At 71.3% G+C, this 14,977-nt stretch carries 14 protein-coding genes; 4 read left to right on the top strand and 10 right to left on the bottom strand.

All coding sequences use genetic code 11. The features are described 5' to 3' along the window. Positions 1-9 precede the first annotated feature (9 nt). From cbiE to STRTU_RS29380, 5 genes are all read right to left on the bottom strand, one after another. Positions 10-1,230 (bottom strand): precorrin-6y C5,15-methyltransferase (decarboxylating) subunit CbiE, encoded by a 1,221-nt coding sequence (gene cbiE / locus STRTU_RS29400; protein WP_159747815.1) that lies wholly within the window; start codon positions 1,228-1,230, stop codon positions 10-12. Positions 1,231-1,404: 174 nt separating this feature from the next. Continuing rightward, positions 1,405-2,040: a GNAT family N-acetyltransferase gene (locus tag STRTU_RS29395; protein WP_159747813.1), complete on the bottom strand. Its 636-nt coding sequence runs from the start codon at positions 2,038-2,040 to the stop codon at positions 1,405-1,407. 370 nt (positions 2,041-2,410) lie between these two features. Further along, the gene (locus STRTU_RS29390) at positions 2,411-3,292 is read right to left on the bottom strand and encodes a MetQ/NlpA family ABC transporter substrate-binding protein (protein WP_159747811.1); all 882 of its coding nucleotides are present in this window, start codon (positions 3,290-3,292) and stop codon (positions 2,411-2,413) included. Between the two features lie 71 nt (positions 3,293-3,363). Next, positions 3,364-4,098 carry a methionine ABC transporter permease gene (locus tag STRTU_RS29385; protein WP_159747809.1) on the bottom strand — a complete coding sequence of 245 codons (735 nt, stop codon included), beginning with the start codon at positions 4,096-4,098 and terminating at the stop codon, positions 3,364-3,366. After that, on the bottom strand, positions 4,095-5,198 hold the full coding sequence (locus STRTU_RS29380; protein WP_159747807.1) for a methionine ABC transporter ATP-binding protein: 1,104 nt from the start codon (positions 5,196-5,198) through the stop codon (positions 4,095-4,097). The genes STRTU_RS29385 and STRTU_RS29380 overlap by 4 nt, the downstream gene beginning before the upstream one ends. A 618-nt stretch (positions 5,199-5,816) precedes the next feature. On the opposite strand from STRTU_RS29380, the gene STRTU_RS29375 reads away from it, so the two are divergent. The 3 genes from STRTU_RS29375 to STRTU_RS29365 all read left to right on the top strand — a co-directional run bounded on the left by STRTU_RS29375 (position 5,817) and on the right by STRTU_RS29365 (position 7,494). Further along, the gene (locus STRTU_RS29375; RefSeq protein ID WP_159747805.1) at positions 5,817-6,185 is read left to right on the top strand and encodes a hypothetical protein; all 369 of its coding nucleotides are present in this window, start codon (positions 5,817-5,819) and stop codon (positions 6,183-6,185) included. Then, positions 6,178-6,630 carry a hypothetical protein gene (locus STRTU_RS29370; protein ID WP_159747803.1) on the top strand — a complete coding sequence of 151 codons (453 nt, stop codon included), beginning with the start codon at positions 6,178-6,180 and terminating at the stop codon, positions 6,628-6,630. The genes STRTU_RS29375 and STRTU_RS29370 overlap by 8 nt, the downstream gene beginning before the upstream one ends. Positions 6,631-6,762: 132 nt before the next feature. After that, positions 6,763-7,494, top strand: coding sequence for an IPT/TIG domain-containing protein (locus STRTU_RS29365; RefSeq protein ID WP_159747801.1), 732 nt, complete (start codon positions 6,763-6,765; stop codon positions 7,492-7,494). A 65-nt stretch (positions 7,495-7,559) separates the two neighbouring features. On the opposite strand, the gene STRTU_RS29360 is transcribed toward STRTU_RS29365, so the two are convergent. Both STRTU_RS29360 and STRTU_RS29355 read right to left on the bottom strand, forming a co-directional pair. Further along, on the bottom strand, positions 7,560-8,075 hold the full coding sequence (locus tag STRTU_RS29360; RefSeq protein WP_159747799.1) for a GNAT family N-acetyltransferase: 516 nt from the start codon (positions 8,073-8,075) through the stop codon (positions 7,560-7,562). Positions 8,076-8,396: 321 nt separating this feature from the next. After that, positions 8,397-9,551 carry a glycerophosphodiester phosphodiesterase gene (locus tag STRTU_RS29355; RefSeq protein WP_159747796.1) on the bottom strand — a complete coding sequence of 385 codons (1,155 nt, stop codon included), beginning with the start codon at positions 9,549-9,551 and terminating at the stop codon, positions 8,397-8,399. A gap of 296 nt (positions 9,552-9,847) precedes the next feature. Here STRTU_RS29355 and STRTU_RS29350 point away from each other — a divergent pair, with 296 nt between their 5' ends. Then, positions 9,848-10,516: a lysophospholipid acyltransferase family protein gene (locus tag STRTU_RS29350; RefSeq protein WP_159747794.1), complete on the top strand. Its 669-nt coding sequence runs from the start codon at positions 9,848-9,850 to the stop codon at positions 10,514-10,516. A 73-nt stretch (positions 10,517-10,589) separates the two neighbouring features. Here the strand turns inward: STRTU_RS29350 and STRTU_RS29345 are convergent, their stop codons facing one another. The 3 genes from STRTU_RS29345 to STRTU_RS29335 form a co-directional block, all read right to left on the bottom strand. Then, positions 10,590-12,560 (bottom strand): bifunctional metallophosphatase/5'-nucleotidase, encoded by a 1,971-nt coding sequence (locus STRTU_RS29345; protein ID WP_159747792.1) that lies wholly within the window; start codon positions 12,558-12,560, stop codon positions 10,590-10,592. A 224-nt stretch (positions 12,561-12,784) separates the two neighbouring features. Then, on the bottom strand, positions 12,785-14,422 hold the full coding sequence (locus tag STRTU_RS29340) for an MFS transporter (protein WP_159747790.1): 1,638 nt from the start codon (positions 14,420-14,422) through the stop codon (positions 12,785-12,787). Then, positions 14,419-14,970 carry a TetR/AcrR family transcriptional regulator gene (locus tag STRTU_RS29335; protein ID WP_159747788.1) on the bottom strand — a complete coding sequence of 184 codons (552 nt, stop codon included), beginning with the start codon at positions 14,968-14,970 and terminating at the stop codon, positions 14,419-14,421. The genes STRTU_RS29340 and STRTU_RS29335 overlap by 4 nt, the downstream gene beginning before the upstream one ends. Between the last annotated feature and the right edge of the window lie 7 nt (positions 14,971-14,977).

The raw sequence follows: 14,977 nt of genomic DNA, 5'->3' as shown, positions 1-14,977 counted from the left end.
CCTGGCTGGTCACGGGTGAGGAACCCGATACCCGCTGACCAGAAACACCACAGACCGTTCACGTTCGACCCAGACGGAAGTGTCCAGGTCCACGGACTGCAGCAGTGCGCACTCGACTTCGTAGCCGCCGTCGGCCAGCGCGCGGCCGAGCGATTCGGCCTCGTCGCGGGTGGCGGCGTGGGTGACGATCCGTTCGGGACGGCGGGCCGCGCAGGCGGTGAGCACGTCCGCTCCCCCGCCGCCGACCCGGATCACGTCGGGCTCGGGCAGGTCCTCCAGGATCTGCGGCGCCCGGCCGGGCACGACCTGGAGTTGGACGCCGTGCCGGCGGGCGAGGGCGGCGGTGCGTGCGCAGGCGTCCGGATCGGCGTCGACCGCGATGACGGCGGCGCCGAAGCGCGCGGCCTCCACCGCGGCGGCGCCGCTGCCCGCGCCGATGTCCCAGACCAGGTCGCCCACCTGCGGTCCGAGCCGCGCGAGTTGTGCGGTCCGCAGCTGGACGGACTCGCCCTCGCCCAGGGCGCCGCCGTACGCGCTGGCCGGAAGTCCCCAGCCGCGCGGGCCCGTCGGGTGGCCGACGTCGCGACCGGCGATCCAGCCGGTGCCCTGGGCCGCGGCGCCGCCGGGCGAACCGCCGACGACAATGACGACATTGGGGTCACGCCAGACATGGTCGGCGGCCCTGTCGGAGGTGAGGACGGTCACCTGCTCCCGTTCGGTGCCCAGTTCCTCGCAGATGACGAAGGTGCGGTGGACGCCGCGGAGCAGCAGGGCGAGTTCGGCGGGGCCGGCGCCGGGTGAGGTGAGCACCGCGACCTTGGTGTGGGCGCGGCAGACGTTGACCGCGCGGCGCAGATCGCGGCTGTGGGCGACCACGACCTGGGCGTCGTCCCAGGGCATCCCGGCCTGTGCGAAGGCGGCCGCGACGGAGGAGACGGCCGGGACGACTTCCACTTCCAGGCCGTGCTCCGGGGCCCGCAGGGTGCGCACGACGCCGAAGAAGCCGGGGTCACCGTCGGCGAGTACGACGGCGGTGCCGCGGTGCTGGGCGATACGGCGGGCGGCCAGGGACACGCTGCCGAGCCGGATCCGTTCGGCGTGCGGCGGGACTTCGGGAAGGGCGAGGTGGTGGGCGGCGCCGGCCACCAGCGTGGCCGCGCCGAGCGCGGAGCGGGCGGCGGCGGTCAGCGGAGAGCCGTCCCATCCGATCACCGTGACCCGGTCGGCCATGCTCGTCAGTCTCCTGGGGCTGCTGTGGTTACGCGGGCGGGTGCGGCAGGCGGGACGGCCGCAGGCCGGTGGTGCCGCTGTGGTGCCGCTGTGAAGCGCAGGTCCGCGCTGCTCACGCAGGTGCGCGGCAGGCCGAGACTACCCCCTGCGGTACGGACCTGAGCGCGGGCGTGGTCAGTTCCACTCGGGGTAGCTGAATCCGTTCGCGTCCGCCAGCCGGCCGGGGACCCCCTCAAGGTCCTCGGGGAGCAGGCTCCACACGATCAGATCGGTCCGGATGTCCGTCCAGCCGCCGTCCTCGGTGCGGCTGCGGGCTATGAAGGCGTTGCGCAGCACGCCCTCGCTGATGCAGCCGACCTTCTGGGCGACCTGCTGGGAGGCGGTGTTGCCGGCCGCGGTGCGCAGCTCGATACGTTCGAACTTCTGGTCGTGGAAGAGCCAGTGGGCGACGGCGAGCGTGGCCTCGGAGGCGTACCCCTCGCCGCGGGCCCAGGAGGCGACGACGTAACTGAGTTCGCTGGAACGGATCCGCCAGTCGGTGTTGCGCAGTTGGACCACGCCGACCAGGCGCTGGGTGAGGAACTCGGTGACCGCGAAATCGATACCGTGGCCCGCCGTCCGCTCTGCGTGGGCGCTCTCGGTGGTCCAGGTGTGCGCGGCGTCCTCGGTGTACGGCTGCGGTATCGCGGTCCAGGCGGCGATCAGCTCGTCGTTCATCATCGCGGTGAGCGGCGGCACATCGGCCTCTTCGAAGGGGCGCAGCACCAACCGGTCCGTGCTGATGGAGATGTCCGGAAAGGTGGATGTCATGCCGCTGCTCCCGCGCCGTTGACTGTGGTGTCCGGAACGTCGCGGGCTGTGAGACCGCGAGGTCACGGGCCGTCTTGACCGTCTTGAATGCACCAGCATGCAGCATCGGCGTACGGGTGTGCCACGCGCGAGGGCCCCGGCCCGCGCCACGCGCGAGTCCGGGGCCTGCGGGGGGCCTGTGGGCACCCGTGCGGGGCGGTACCTCACCTCTACACCCGCCCACCCCCCGAAGGGGGGTGGGCGGCGGGGAAACAAACCTGCCCGTTGGGCGAAGCCCGGGACGGGCCGGAATCCAAGAGCTCCGGGAAATCCCGGCGCCACTACAGAGCCCGCGCCGCCCGCCCCGGGGAGTCCCCTCAGGCGAAGCGCGTCAGCTCTTGGCCGGCCCGAAGGCCGGGATGACCGAGCCGTCCTTGTACTTGTCCTCGATGAACTTCTTGACCTCGGGGGAGTTCAGGAGCTTCGCGAGCTTCTTGATCCGCGGGTCGTTCTCGTTGCCCTTCTTGACGGCGAGGAAGTTGGCGTAGGGGTTGTCCTTCGCCTTCTCCAGGGCCAGCGCGTCCTTGGAGGGCTTGAGGTGGGCGCCGATGGCGAAGTTGCCGTTGATGATCGCGGCGTCGACATCGTCGATACGCGGCGCGGTCTGTGCGGCCTCCAGCTCGGTGAGCTTGACGCCCTTGTCGTCCTTGACGTCGTTCAGCTTGGCGTCGGAGCCGACACCGGGCTTGAGGGTGATCACGCCGTGGTCGGCGAGCAGCTTGAGCGCGCGGCCCTCGTTGGAGGGGTCGTTCGGGAGCGAGACGGTGCTGCCGGCCTTGAGGTCCGAGAGCTTGTCGATCTTCTTGGAGTAGACGCCCAGCGGCTCGATGAGCACGTTCTGGACGGGCACGATGTGGGTGCCGTTCTCCTTGTTGAAGGTGTCGAGGAACGGCTTGTGCTGGAAGAAGTTGGCGTCGACCTGGCCGTCGTCGGTGACCTTGTTCGGGATCTTGTAGTCGTTGAACGGCTTGACGACGAGCTTGAGACCCTCCTTCTCCGCCAGCTCGTTCTTGACGAAGTCGAGGATGGCGCCGTGCGGGGTGGGGCTCGCGGCGACGACGAGGGGGGCGTTCTTATCGCCCTTGTCGCCGCTGGCGGTGGTGTCGGAGGGGGCCGAGCAGGCACTCGCGCCGAGGGCGACGGCGGAGGCGGCGGCTATGGCGACGGAGATCTTGCGGGTGTTGCGCACGAAGAGTGCCTCTTTCTTGTTCACACACAGGGTTCCTGTGCGGTGTCCGCCCGGCAAAGGGTCCGGGCTCTTGGGCGGAGCGGGTGGCTCCGGGTTCAGGCGGCCTCGGTGACGGCGGCCGGCTCCTCGGTGCGGGCCCGGCGCAGGCCGGTCCCCAGGGAGGAGGCGCGGGTGCCGCGGTGGGTGAGCCGGCGGACGACGAGGTCGCCGAGCAGCTGTACGAGGGTGACGAAGACGGCCAGCTCGACGACGGTGATGATCATCAGCGTCGTCTCGTACTGCTGGTAGCCGTAGGTGTAGGCCAGGTTGCCGAGGCCGCCGCCGCCGACCGCACCGGCGATGGCGGAGTAGCCGATCAGCGTGATGACGGTCGTGGTGACGGCCGCCACCAGCGCGGGCAGCGCCTGCGGGAGCAGCACCTTGAAGATGATCGTCCAGGTGCCGCCGCCCATCGCGTGTCCGGCCTCGACGAGGCCCTTGTCCACCTCGCGCAGCGCGGACTCCACCATCCGTCCGAAGAACGGGATGGCGGCGATGGTGAGCGGGACGACCGCGCCGGTCGGGCCGATCGAGACCCCGACCAGGAGCCGGGTGAAGGGGATCAGCCAGACGATCAGGATCAGGAACGGGAAGGACCGTCCGATGTTCACGATCGCGCCGAGGACCTTGTTGACCACGATGTTCTGCAGGATGGCGCCGCGGTCGGTCAGGTGCAGCAGGATCCCGACGGGGATGCCGAAGAGCACGGCGTAGAAGGTCGACCACCACACCATGAAGAGGGTGTCGAGGGTGGCGTCGTACAGCAGCGGCTGCATCTCGTTCCAGGTCACTTGGCACCTTCCTTCTGCAGCGTGGCGGCCGGCGCCGGGGTGGCGGGCTCGTCGGCGGTGTCGGCGGAGTCGCTGGCGGGTGCCGGGGCGCTGCCGTCGACCTCCGCCACGTCCACCTGGAGCCCCTGCTCGCGCAGGAAGCCGATGGGTACGACGTTCTCCTCGAAGCGGCCGGGGAGCTCGATGCGCATCCGGCCGATCTGCTTGCCGCCGACGGTGTCCATGGCGGCGCCGAGGATCGAGATGTCGACGTTGTAGGTGCGCGACAGCTCGGAGATCACCGGGCGGGTGGCGGCATCGCCGTGGAAGGTGATGTCCACGACGGTGCGGTCGTCGGCCGAGGGCTCACCGCCGACCGGGAACAGCTCCCGGGCCAGCTCGGAGCCGGGGGTGGCGAGGAGTTCGGCGACGGTGCCCTGCTCGATGACGCGGCCGTTCTTCATCAGCGCGGCCGAGTCGCAGATCGACTTCACCACGTCCATCTCATGCGTGATGAGCACGATGGTCAGGCCCAGCTTGCGGTTGAGGTCGCGCAGCAGCTGGAGGATGGAGCGGGTGGTCTCCGGGTCCAGGGCGCTGGTGGCCTCGTCGGAGAGCAGCACCTTGGGGTCGCCGGCCAGCGCGCGGGCGATGCCGACGCGCTGCTTCTGCCCGCCGGAGAGCTGGGCGGGGTAGGCCTGGGCCTTGTCGGCGAGGCCGACCAGGTCCAGCAGCTCCAGCGCCTTGCGGGAGCGTTCACGGCGGTCGACCTTGAGGATCTCCAGCGGCAGTTCGACGTTGTCCTGCACGGTGCGCGAGGACAGCAGGTTGAAGTGCTGGAAGACCATGCCGATGTGGCTGCGGGCGGCGCGCAGCGGGGCGCTGGCGCGCTTGCCGCGGCCGGCGATGGAGGTCAGTTCCTGGCCGGCGACGGTGACCGTGCCGGAGGTGGGGCGCTCCAGGAGGTTGAGGCAGCGGATGAGGGTGGACTTGCCGGCGCCGCTCTGGCCGATGACGCCGTACACCTCGCCCTCACGGACGTGCAGATCGACGCCGTCCAGGGCGGTGACTTCGCGGTCTCCTGAACGGTAGACCTTGGTCAGGCCCGTTGTGGTGATCACTAGGGAATTCCGTCACTGTCGAGTGCTCGGCGGCTCGCCCGCCGGGCACGGGGCATTCTTGCGAGTGCGGCAGAGGGGACCAGGGAGCGGCGGCGGGCGCGGGGCCCGGCTCCGGGTTCCGGTGACGCGGGGCGGCCGGGGGCGTCGGGAGGTCGACGTGCGGCTCATGCGGGGTCTCGCTTCGGGGCGCGAGGCTCAGGCGGGGGCCCTCAGCGGTCACACATTCGACACAGGCAACGAGCACCGGGCGTCTGGTACGCCTCGGTCGCAGGGGTGCGGTAGCTCGTCGTGGTCATGTGTGGCAGTAAACCAGACAGCTGTACGCACCGATCAAGCCAGTCCGGATCGCGGACACCACCGACCAACTCGTGGACAGCGCCCCGACCGGCGGAAACGATCTCCGCGGACCGGCCCGTGGCCTGCGCGGATGCCGCCGGGAGCGGAGGACGGAGGAGGGCGGCCGGGAGCGCGGCGGCCCGGGGTGCTGTGGTCAACGCCACGGTCACGGTCCCGGCCGCCGCACCCCGGGGCCGGAGGCGGCCGCCCGTCCGGCGCCGATTAGCATCGCTCCATGCCCCACTACCCCACGGCGCGCGGCCACGCCGTCCGGAGGCCCCGGTGATCGACGCGCTGACGATCGCGGTCGCGGTGGCCGCCCTCACCCTCGCCGCCTGGTGCGGCTTCGCGGCGTTCCGTGACCAGCCCACCAAGGACTGGCACTTCATCGGCATGGGCCTGGTGTCGCTGCTCGGCATCGTCCAACTGGTCATCGCCGTCGTGCAGTTGTCCCGTGGCGTGTCGCCGGACAAGGGCACCGCGCTGTTCGTTTCGTATCTGCTCGGGGCGGCCGCCTGTGTCCCGGCGACCGGCTTCATGTCGCTGTCGGAGCGCACCCGCTGGGGTTCGGCCACCGTCGCGGCGGGCGCCGTGGTGCTGGCCGTCCTGGAAGTGCGGCTGTTCGACATCTGGGGAGGCGGCAGTGCCTGAGACCACACGGACCACCCGCGCCACGGAGGCCACCGGCCCGGCACGGCGCTCCCTGGGCACCGGCCCCGGCCGGCTGCTGGTCGCGCTCTACGGCATCTTCACCGTCGCGGCCGCCTCCCGCTCGCTGTACCAGGTCATCGCCCAGTTCGACCGGGCCCCGCTGGCGTACGGCCTCTCGGCGGTCTCCGCGGTCGTCTACGGGTTCATCACCTTCTCGCTGGTGCGCGGCGGCGAGGGCGCCCGCCGGGCCGCGTTCGTCTGCTGTGCGCTGGAGCTGCTCGGGGTGTTCGGCATCGGCACCTGGACGCTGCTCGACCCGTCCGCGTTCCCGGACGCCACGGTCTGGTCGGACTACGGCATGGGCTACCTCTTCATCCCGGTCTTCCTGCCCGTCACCGGGCTGCTGTGGCTGCGCCGGTCGCGTATGGAGCGGACGGCGGCCTGAGACCGTCCGACGAGCACGCTGCGCCATCCGGGTGAAGAGCGGGGCCGCCCCTCGCTCCCGGCCGACGGCCCTGGCTCACTGGAGTCCGAGAGGCGTTCACGGTTCGCCGGGGCGCGGAAACGGAGCGGGAAGATGCCCATCAGTCCGAACCAGGGTTCCACCGGAGGCGGTTTCCCGGCGACCCTCACCGGCACCGGCCTCACCGGGGCCACCATGGTGCACTTCGGGAACAAGACGGCCACCATCACGGCCACCTCACCCACCTCGGTGTCGGTGGTCGCCCCCTCGGGGGCCGGCGTGGTCGACACCACGGTGACCACGCCCGGGGGCACCAGCAGCCCGGTGCCGTTCTTCTACGTCCCCCCGCCCGTGGTCGTCGACGTCTCCCCGTCGTCCGGGCCGGTGGCGGGCGGCGGCACGGTCACCGTCACCGGTCGCGGCCTCGCCACCGCCGACTCCGTGCTGTTCGGGGACACCGCCGTGACGCCGACGGTGGTGTCCGACAGCGAGCTCACCGCCGTCAGCCCGGCCCATGCGACGGATGAGGTGTCCCTGGTCGTCACCGCGCGCGGCGGCACCGCGACGGCATCCGAGACCTTCGCCTTCGTACCCGCGCCGACCGTCACCGGCTTCAGCCCGCTGACCGGTCTGCCCGCGGGCGGCACGCTGGTCGACATCACGGGCACCGCGCTGGCGACCACCACCGGCGTGACCTTCGACGGCACCCCCGCCACGTTCGCCGTGCTGTCCGACACCAGGGTCGCGGCCGTCGCACCCAGCCACGCCACGGGCGCGGTCACCATCACGGTCACCACCACGGGCGGCAGCGACGCGGCACCCGGGGTCTTCCTCTACATCCTCTGATCTCCGCTCCGCCGCGGAGAGCCCGGCGGACCCGCCCCGCCCGGGGGGCGGGCCCGCCCCCGGCGCTACGCCTGCGCGACGAGCTCCCCGGCACCGGCCGGCTGGGGCGCTTCCTTCTCCAGCGTGACCACGTTCAGCCGGGGTGTGAGCTGCTCGGTGCCCACGGGCACATAGCCATGGCCTCGGTAGAGCCGCAGATTGCCCTCGCTGCGGTGGCCGCTGACCAGGCGGTAGCGGATGGCCGACCGCTCGGCCGCCAGCCGCCCTTCGACGGCGTCCAGCAGCCGTCCGCCCAGGCCGTGCCGCTGCATCCGCGGGTGCACGATGAGTTTGGCTATCCGCCCGGTGCCGTCCCCGTCGACCGTGCCGCGCACGGCGCCGACCACTTCCTCGCCGAGCCGGGCCACCACCACGCAGCCCTCGCCGAGTTCGGCGCGCAGCGCCTGCAGCGTCTGGGTGAGCGGCTCGATGCCGTAGTCGTCGTACAGCGCGGCTTCCTGCTGGTAGCAGAGGTACTGGAGCTTGAGGATCTGCTCGGCGTCCTGGTCGGTCGCGGCAGAGATGGTCACGCTCGTGCCCATGCGCGTATGCCTCCCCTTATTCGGTTCGCTGGTCCGGGCGCGATGAGGGTGAGAGGGGTGCGCCCGGAACGATGTGCCCTGACGGACGGTGCCGTGGGGTACCCGGCACCGCCTTGGCGTCGCTGACACCGCCTCTTCCGGAATCCCCGGTGAACGGCGGTGGCAATCTTCGCCGCGAGCATTCTGCGCAGGCAATTGGGGCAGACGGAACGGACCGGCACCGAGCTCTCCTGTGACATTCCCAACTCAGATGAGAATGCGAGGAAAGCGGTGCCGGTCCGGGTGGCCGTTCACCGCCGCGGCGGCGGGCCGCGGCGGGCGTCAGTGCTTGCGGAACTCCGCGGCGGCCAGCAGCGCGGTGTCGGGATTGTCGGAGAACAGGCCGTCGATCCCGGTCTTGAGGTACGCCCGGAACACCCCGAGGGCGTCGCCGTAGGCGTTGGGGTCGGTGCCGCGGCGGAAGTCGGCCGGCAGGAAGGTGTTCTCGTTGCGGACCGTATACGGGTGCAGCACCAGTCCGGCGGCGTGCGCGTCCTTGACGACGGACGTGGGCTCGCCGAGCTTGCCGTCCTTGTCCCGCGGGATGATCACGGTCAGGTCGGGGCCGATGCCCTGCGCGAAGCCGGCCAGCCACTTCAGCCCCTCGGGCTTGACGAGGTCGGCGACGGTGCGCGGGTCACCGGACTCCGTGAAGTCCCAGGGCCGGTCCTTGAGCGTGCCCAGCAGGACGACCTTGGGGCAGTCCACGAGCTTGTCCAGGCGCTGGATGCTGCTGGGCTCGAAGGACTGCAGGAAGTTCGGGGAGTTCTTACGGTGCCGGCCGTGCGCGCGCAGCGCCTTGGCCACCCGCTCCTCCAGGCCGAGACCGAGCTTGCGGAAGTACGTGGGGTGCTTGGTCTCGATGTGCAGCCAGACGCGGCGGCCCCGCTCGCGGCCCTCGCGCTCGGCCCACCGCAGCACCTCCTCGAAGGTGGGGACCTCCCACACCCCGTCGTAGAGGGTGTTGTGCTGCCGGGTTCCCGGTATGCGCTCCTTGGCGCGCAGCGTCTTGAGTTCGGCGAGCGTGAAGTCCTCGGTGAACCAGCCGGTGAGCTTCACCCCGTCCACGGTCTTGGTGGTCTTGCGGTCCGCGAACTCGGGGTGCGCGGAGACATCGGTGGTGGCGGTGATGTCGTTCTCGTGGCGGCAGACCAGATGCCCGTCCTTGGTGGGGACGAGATCCTGCTCGATGACGTCCGCGCCCATGTCCAGGGCGAGTTGATAGGAGCCGAAGGTGTGCTCGGGGCGGTAGCCGCTGGCGCCGCGGTGGCCGACGATCAGCGGGACCGGCAGTTCCCGGGGCACCCCGTCCCGCCCGGCCGCGCTAGCCTGGCCCGCCGCGCTCGCCTGGCCGGCTCCGCCGAACACCGCCGCTCCCGCGCCGAGGGCCGCGGCCCCCAGCACCGTCCGCCGTCCCGGCTGCTGCCGCTTGTGCATGCGTAGGCTCCTTGTCTGAGGCATTCGCTGGTCTTCCGGGTGCTTCCGGGTGTTTTCCGGCGCGCGATGAGGCGTGTTGCGCACCGGCCCGCGGAACCCGGCTGATCGTAAGCACGGACGGGCCATGCCGGGGAGACGGACGACGACATCGGGGCGAAGATGGTGGTAACACACGTCAACGGTGCGTATCGACCTCGTGAACCCGATGTGCGCGCGGGAGTGACCCGCGAGTATGGTCCTTGGCTGCAGAGTTCTGCGCCCGCTAGACGTTGACCAGTCACGACCCGGAGGGCCCGTTGTCCCGCATTGTGCTGAAGGCGATTCTCGGATTCGTCATGCGTGTCCTGTACCGCCCGAAGGTCGAGGGCATGGAGCGCATTCCGGCGACCGGACCGGTGATCCTGGCCGGCAATCACGTCACCTTCATCGACTCGCTGTTCCTGAGCCTGGTGGTCAAGCGCCAGGTGTACTTCATCGGCAAGGACGAGTACGTCACCGGCAAGGGCCTCAAGGGCCGGGCGATGGCCTGGTTCTTCACCAGCGCCGGCATGATCCCGGTGGACCGGGACGGCGGACACGGCGGGGTCGCGGCGCTGATGACCGGCCGCCGCATCCTGGAGGAGGGCAGCGTCTTCGGCATCTACCCGGAGGGCACCCGCTCCCCCGACGGCCGTCTCTACCGCGGCCGTACGGGCATCGCCCGGCTCACCCTGATGACCGGTGCGCCCGTCGTCCCGTTCGCGATGATCGGTACGGACAAGGTGCAGCCCGGCGGCAAGGGCCGCCCGCACATCGCGCCGGTGACGGTGCGCTTCGGTGAGCCGCTGGACTTCTCCCGCTACGACGGTATGGACCGCGACCGCTATGTCCTGCGGGCCGTCACCGACGAGGTGATGAGCGACGTGATGGAGCTGTCCGGCCAGGAGTACGTCGACGTCTACGCCACCAAGGCCAGGGCCGCCTGACCGTCCGCCGTGCGCCGGGCCCCATCCGCTCTCCGGATGGGGCCCGTTGCGTTGCCGCTCCCCTACGGGCGGGTCAGCAGGGCACCCGGAAGCCGCCGGGGGCACGCTGGCCCTCGGCGCCGCCGGTCAGCGCCGTACGCAGCGCCGCCTCGGGCCGCGGCACCACGCTGCCGTCGGCCTGGAGCAGCTGCTGGCGCTGGGTGACGGTGCCGGTGCGGGCGCCGGGCACCTGCGCGTTCTTGACCGCGACCCGGTTCAACGGGGCGGGCGTCAGCTGCTTCTTGGTGCGGACGAAGGAGACAAAGCTCTCGAAGTCGCGGGTGTGCCGGACCGGTGCGGTGAATCCGGTGAAGGCGCTGAAGCCGTCCTGGTTGATGAGGGTGTAGGAGGGGGCGGCGAGGCGGTAGCGGCGGGTGAGGTCGAGGGCTTTGCCGTCGATGAACACCTCGGCCGGGTCGATCCGCCGGCCGACGGCCCCCGCGGCGTCGAAGGTGTAGCGGACGTTGCCGGAGACGGCCAGCGGTGAGAAGCCGAGGCCGCCGCCGGCGGTCGGTGCCCACTGCTCCTCCAGGGCGTCGTGCAGCTGCCGGCCGGTGACGGTGACGGTCATGATCGGGTCGCCGAAGCCGACGGAGTTCCACGCCTGCGCGAAGGTGACGGTGCCGCCGGTCTGCGCGTCACGGATCAGATCGCCGGCGATCACGGCCTGGCCGACGCGCGGCGCGACCGCGATGACGGCGAGCTCCGCGGGGGTGTTGGGGTGGGCGGCGGCGTCGGCCATCGGGTCGAGCGGCTGACGGCCGGCCCACAGGGCCCAGTCGGCGACGAGGTTGCCCATGGTGCTCTCCCCCACCGCGTTGCGCTGCCGGGTGAAGGAGGCGGTCTGGGTGCCGAGGCGGCTGCGGGCGCGCCGGCTGCCGTAGTCCGCCCAGTAGCCGGCGATCGACTTGAGGTCCGGGTCCGGGGTGACATCCCGGGTGTTGGGGTGGTTGGTGGCGGTGGTCAGCTCCCGGATCACCGCTCCGGTGTCGGGGTCGAGGCGCAGATTGATCTCATTGACGAGCTGGCCGTAGCAGCCGGCCTCGACGAACGGGCGGGGCACACCGTCGGGGTCGGGCAGCATCATCGTGAAGGCGCAGTGCCAGTGTCCGGTGACGATGGCGTCGATGTCCGGGGAGACGCGCAGCGCGAGTTCGTAGGCGGGCCCGGAGGGGTTGCTGCCGCTGGAGAAGTCGCTGCCGGCCACCGCGCCGTCGTGCATGCTGAGCACGATCGCCCGCACCCCGCGGGACTTGAGTTCCGCGGCGCAGCGGTTGGCGGTCTCCAGCTCGTCGAGGGTGCGCAGTCCCGGCTGGTAGGAGCCGGGGAAGGACTCGGTGCCGATGGCGGTCAGATGGATGAAGCCGATCGGCAGCCGGCGGCCGCCGCCGGCGTCCACGTACTCGATGTTGTACGGCGGCAGCACCAGCTCGCCGTTCGCGTTCCACACCATGTTGGCGCTGTAGTAGGGGAACTCCGCGCCACGGAAACGGCGGCCGGTGGAATCCGGGAAGGCGTCATCGCGGCCGACGACCGGGAAGCTCTCGCCGTCCTCCATGTGCGCGGTGAGGAATTTCGCTGACTTGTCGAATTCATGGTTGCCGGCCGAGGCGAAGTCCAGGCCCATGGCGTTGAGCGCCTCGATGGTGGGCTCGTCGGCGAAGGTGGCGGCGTCGAACTCCCAGCCGGAGAAGAGGTCGCCGGGGGCGAAGAAGAGCGAGTTGCGGCGGCCGTCGCGCAGCCGCTCCAGGTGGGCGGCCATATAGGCGACGCCGCCGACGGTGTAGGTCTTGCCGCCGGCCCCGGTGATGATCGAGTGGGCGCCGGGGGCGCCCTGCAGATAGCCGTGCAGGTCGGTGATGTTGAGGAGTTGGACGTCGACGTATTCGTCGGCGGTGGCCGCGTCGCGGGCGTGGCCGGTGGCGTAGGCGTTGCTGCCGATGGCGCTCGCGGTGGCCAGGGCCCCCGCGGCGGTGATGAAGGAGCGTCGTCCGATGTCGCGCACTGCGTCACTCTCCTGAGCGGGCCGTCCGTGAGGGGACGACGGGAGAGTCAAGCAAGCCGCTCGGGACGGCCGGTCACCACAGTGCGTACCGGGCGTGAACGGGCGGGGGACAGTCGCCCCCAGGGCGTGTCCCGTTGATCATGCGCGTGCGCGGCGCCGTGATCCACGGGACACGCCCTGGGGCGCGGTGGGTGCCCGCCGTCCGGGGGAGCCGTCGTACGGCGTTATGGGCGTTCGGCGGGGCCGTCGGGCGCCGGGCCGGACTCGCGCTCCGCCTTCGCAGCGGCCTTGGCGAGCGCCACGGGCCCGGTCGGCTCCGGGCTGTTCGCCAGCTGCTGGCCGCGGAGCAGGAACCACGCGGCCACGGCGGCGGACAGCAGGACCACCGCGCCGACCCCGGCGGCGACGTCCACGCCCGCGACGAAGGAGTCCTGAGCGGCCGTCAGCAGCGCCGCGCCCTGGTCGGCGGGGAGTTGGCCGGCCGTCTCGACGGCGCCGCCGAGCGATTCGCGGGCGGCGTCGGTGGCGGGGGCGGGCACCCCGGGCGGTGCGCCGAAGCCCCGGTAGATGCTGGTCACGATGGAGCCGAGCAGGGCGATGCCGAGCGCGGCGCCCAGTTCGTAGGCCGTCTCGGAGACCGCGGAGGCGGCGCCCGCCTCCTCCTTGGGCACGCTGGAGAGGATCACATCGGCGGTGACGGTGAAGGAGAATCCTGCGCCGACGCCGACGACGAAGAGGATGACGCACATCGCGGCGGTGCCGGTGTCGCCGTGCAGGGTGGTGCAGCCGACCAGCGCGAGCCCGACCACGGCGAGGCCGCCGGCCACCACGATCCGTACGGACAGCCGCCGGGCGACCCAGCCGGCGGCCAGACCGGCACCCACCGCGCCGACCGCCGCCGGGAGTTCGACGAGCCCGGCGTTCAGCGGCGAGCGCATCTGGACCATCTGGAGGAACTGGGAGAGGAAGAAGACCAGCCCGGACAGCCCGAGGATGGTCAGCAGATCGGCCAGTACCGCCCCGGAGAAGCCGCGGTGGTGAAAGAGCTTCATGTTCAGCAGCGGCGAGGGGAGGGTGAGCTGCCGGCGGACGAACACGAACAGGGTCAGCACACCGACGACGGCCGCCAGGGCGATGTCCCAGCGGTAGCCGTGCACCGCCGCTTCCTTGATGGCGTAGACGACACAGACGATGCCCACCAGGGCCAGCAGGACGCTGGGGATGTCCCAGGGGCCGGGATCCGGATTGCGTGACTCCGGGATGACCTTGGCGCCGACGGCCACCAGCAGCGCCATCACGGGCAGGTTGATCAGGAAGACCGAACCCCACCAGAAGTGCCCCAGCAGAAAGCCGCCGAGGACCGGCCCCACGGCCATACCGGCCGAGGCCATGGCGCCCCAGATGCCGACGGCCAGACTGCGCTCCTTGGGGTCGTGGAAGAGGTTGCGGATCAGCGCCAGCGTGGACGGCATCAGCGTCGCACCGGCCACGCCCTGGAGCGCGCGGGCCAGGATCATCATCTCGGGGGTGGTGGCGTACGCGGCGAGCACCGACATCGCGCCGAAGCCGACGGAGCCCAGCAGCAGCAGCTTCTTGCGGCCGATGCGGTCGCCGAGGCTGCCCATGGAGACCAGCAGTCCGGCGATGACGAAGGAGTAGATGTCACCGATCCACAGCAGCTGGGTCCCGGACGGCTGGAGGTCTTCGCTGAGGAACGGGGTGGCGAGGCCGAGGACCGTGGCGTCGACGCCGACCAGCAGGACGGCGAGGACGAGGACGGCGAGCGCGAGCCAGCGGCCCGGCCGGGGCTGGTCGTCCACATGGGCCGAACCGGCCGGTCCTGACGCTATGGTCTCGGTCATTTCTCCATGCTCCGTCGGATGCCGCCGAGCAGCAGCTCGGCGATCGAGTGGTGAAGGTCGTTACGGGCGACCCGCCCTTCGTGCACGGCCCAGGCACCGGCGCCGATGAGTCCGTAGAAGGCCTCGGTGAGCCAGGCGGCGCTCAGATCGATACGGAAGTCGCCCTCTTCCTGGCCGCGTCGGAAGAGCGCGCCGAGGCGGGCGTCGAGCTCCTCCCAGCCGGCGTTGATCTCGCCGTCCTCGAAGAGCTGGTTCTCGGTGAAGAGGAAGGCCAGTACGGCGGCGACCGGTTCGGCTTCGGCGATCAGGCGGCGCAGCGCGTCGGCGGCGTCCCCCTCATCGAGCCGGGCCGCGTCCATCGCCTGGGCGCACTGCGCGATCCCGTGCTCCTCCAGCGCTCTGATCAGGGCATCGCGCCCGGCGAAGTGCCGGTGCAGGGTCGCCCGGCTGATGCCCGCGGCGCGGGCGATCTCGTCCATCGGTGTCGAAGCCCGCCGCGTGAGCAACGCGGCGGCTTCTTTCAGTACCCGCTCACGGTCCAAGGCCATGAGACAC

Source organism: Streptomyces tubercidicus, from assembly GCF_027497495.1.
Lineage (GTDB): Bacteria > Actinomycetota > Actinomycetes > Streptomycetales > Streptomycetaceae > Streptomyces > Streptomyces tubercidicus.
This window is presented reverse-complemented; position numbering and strand designations above follow the sequence as displayed.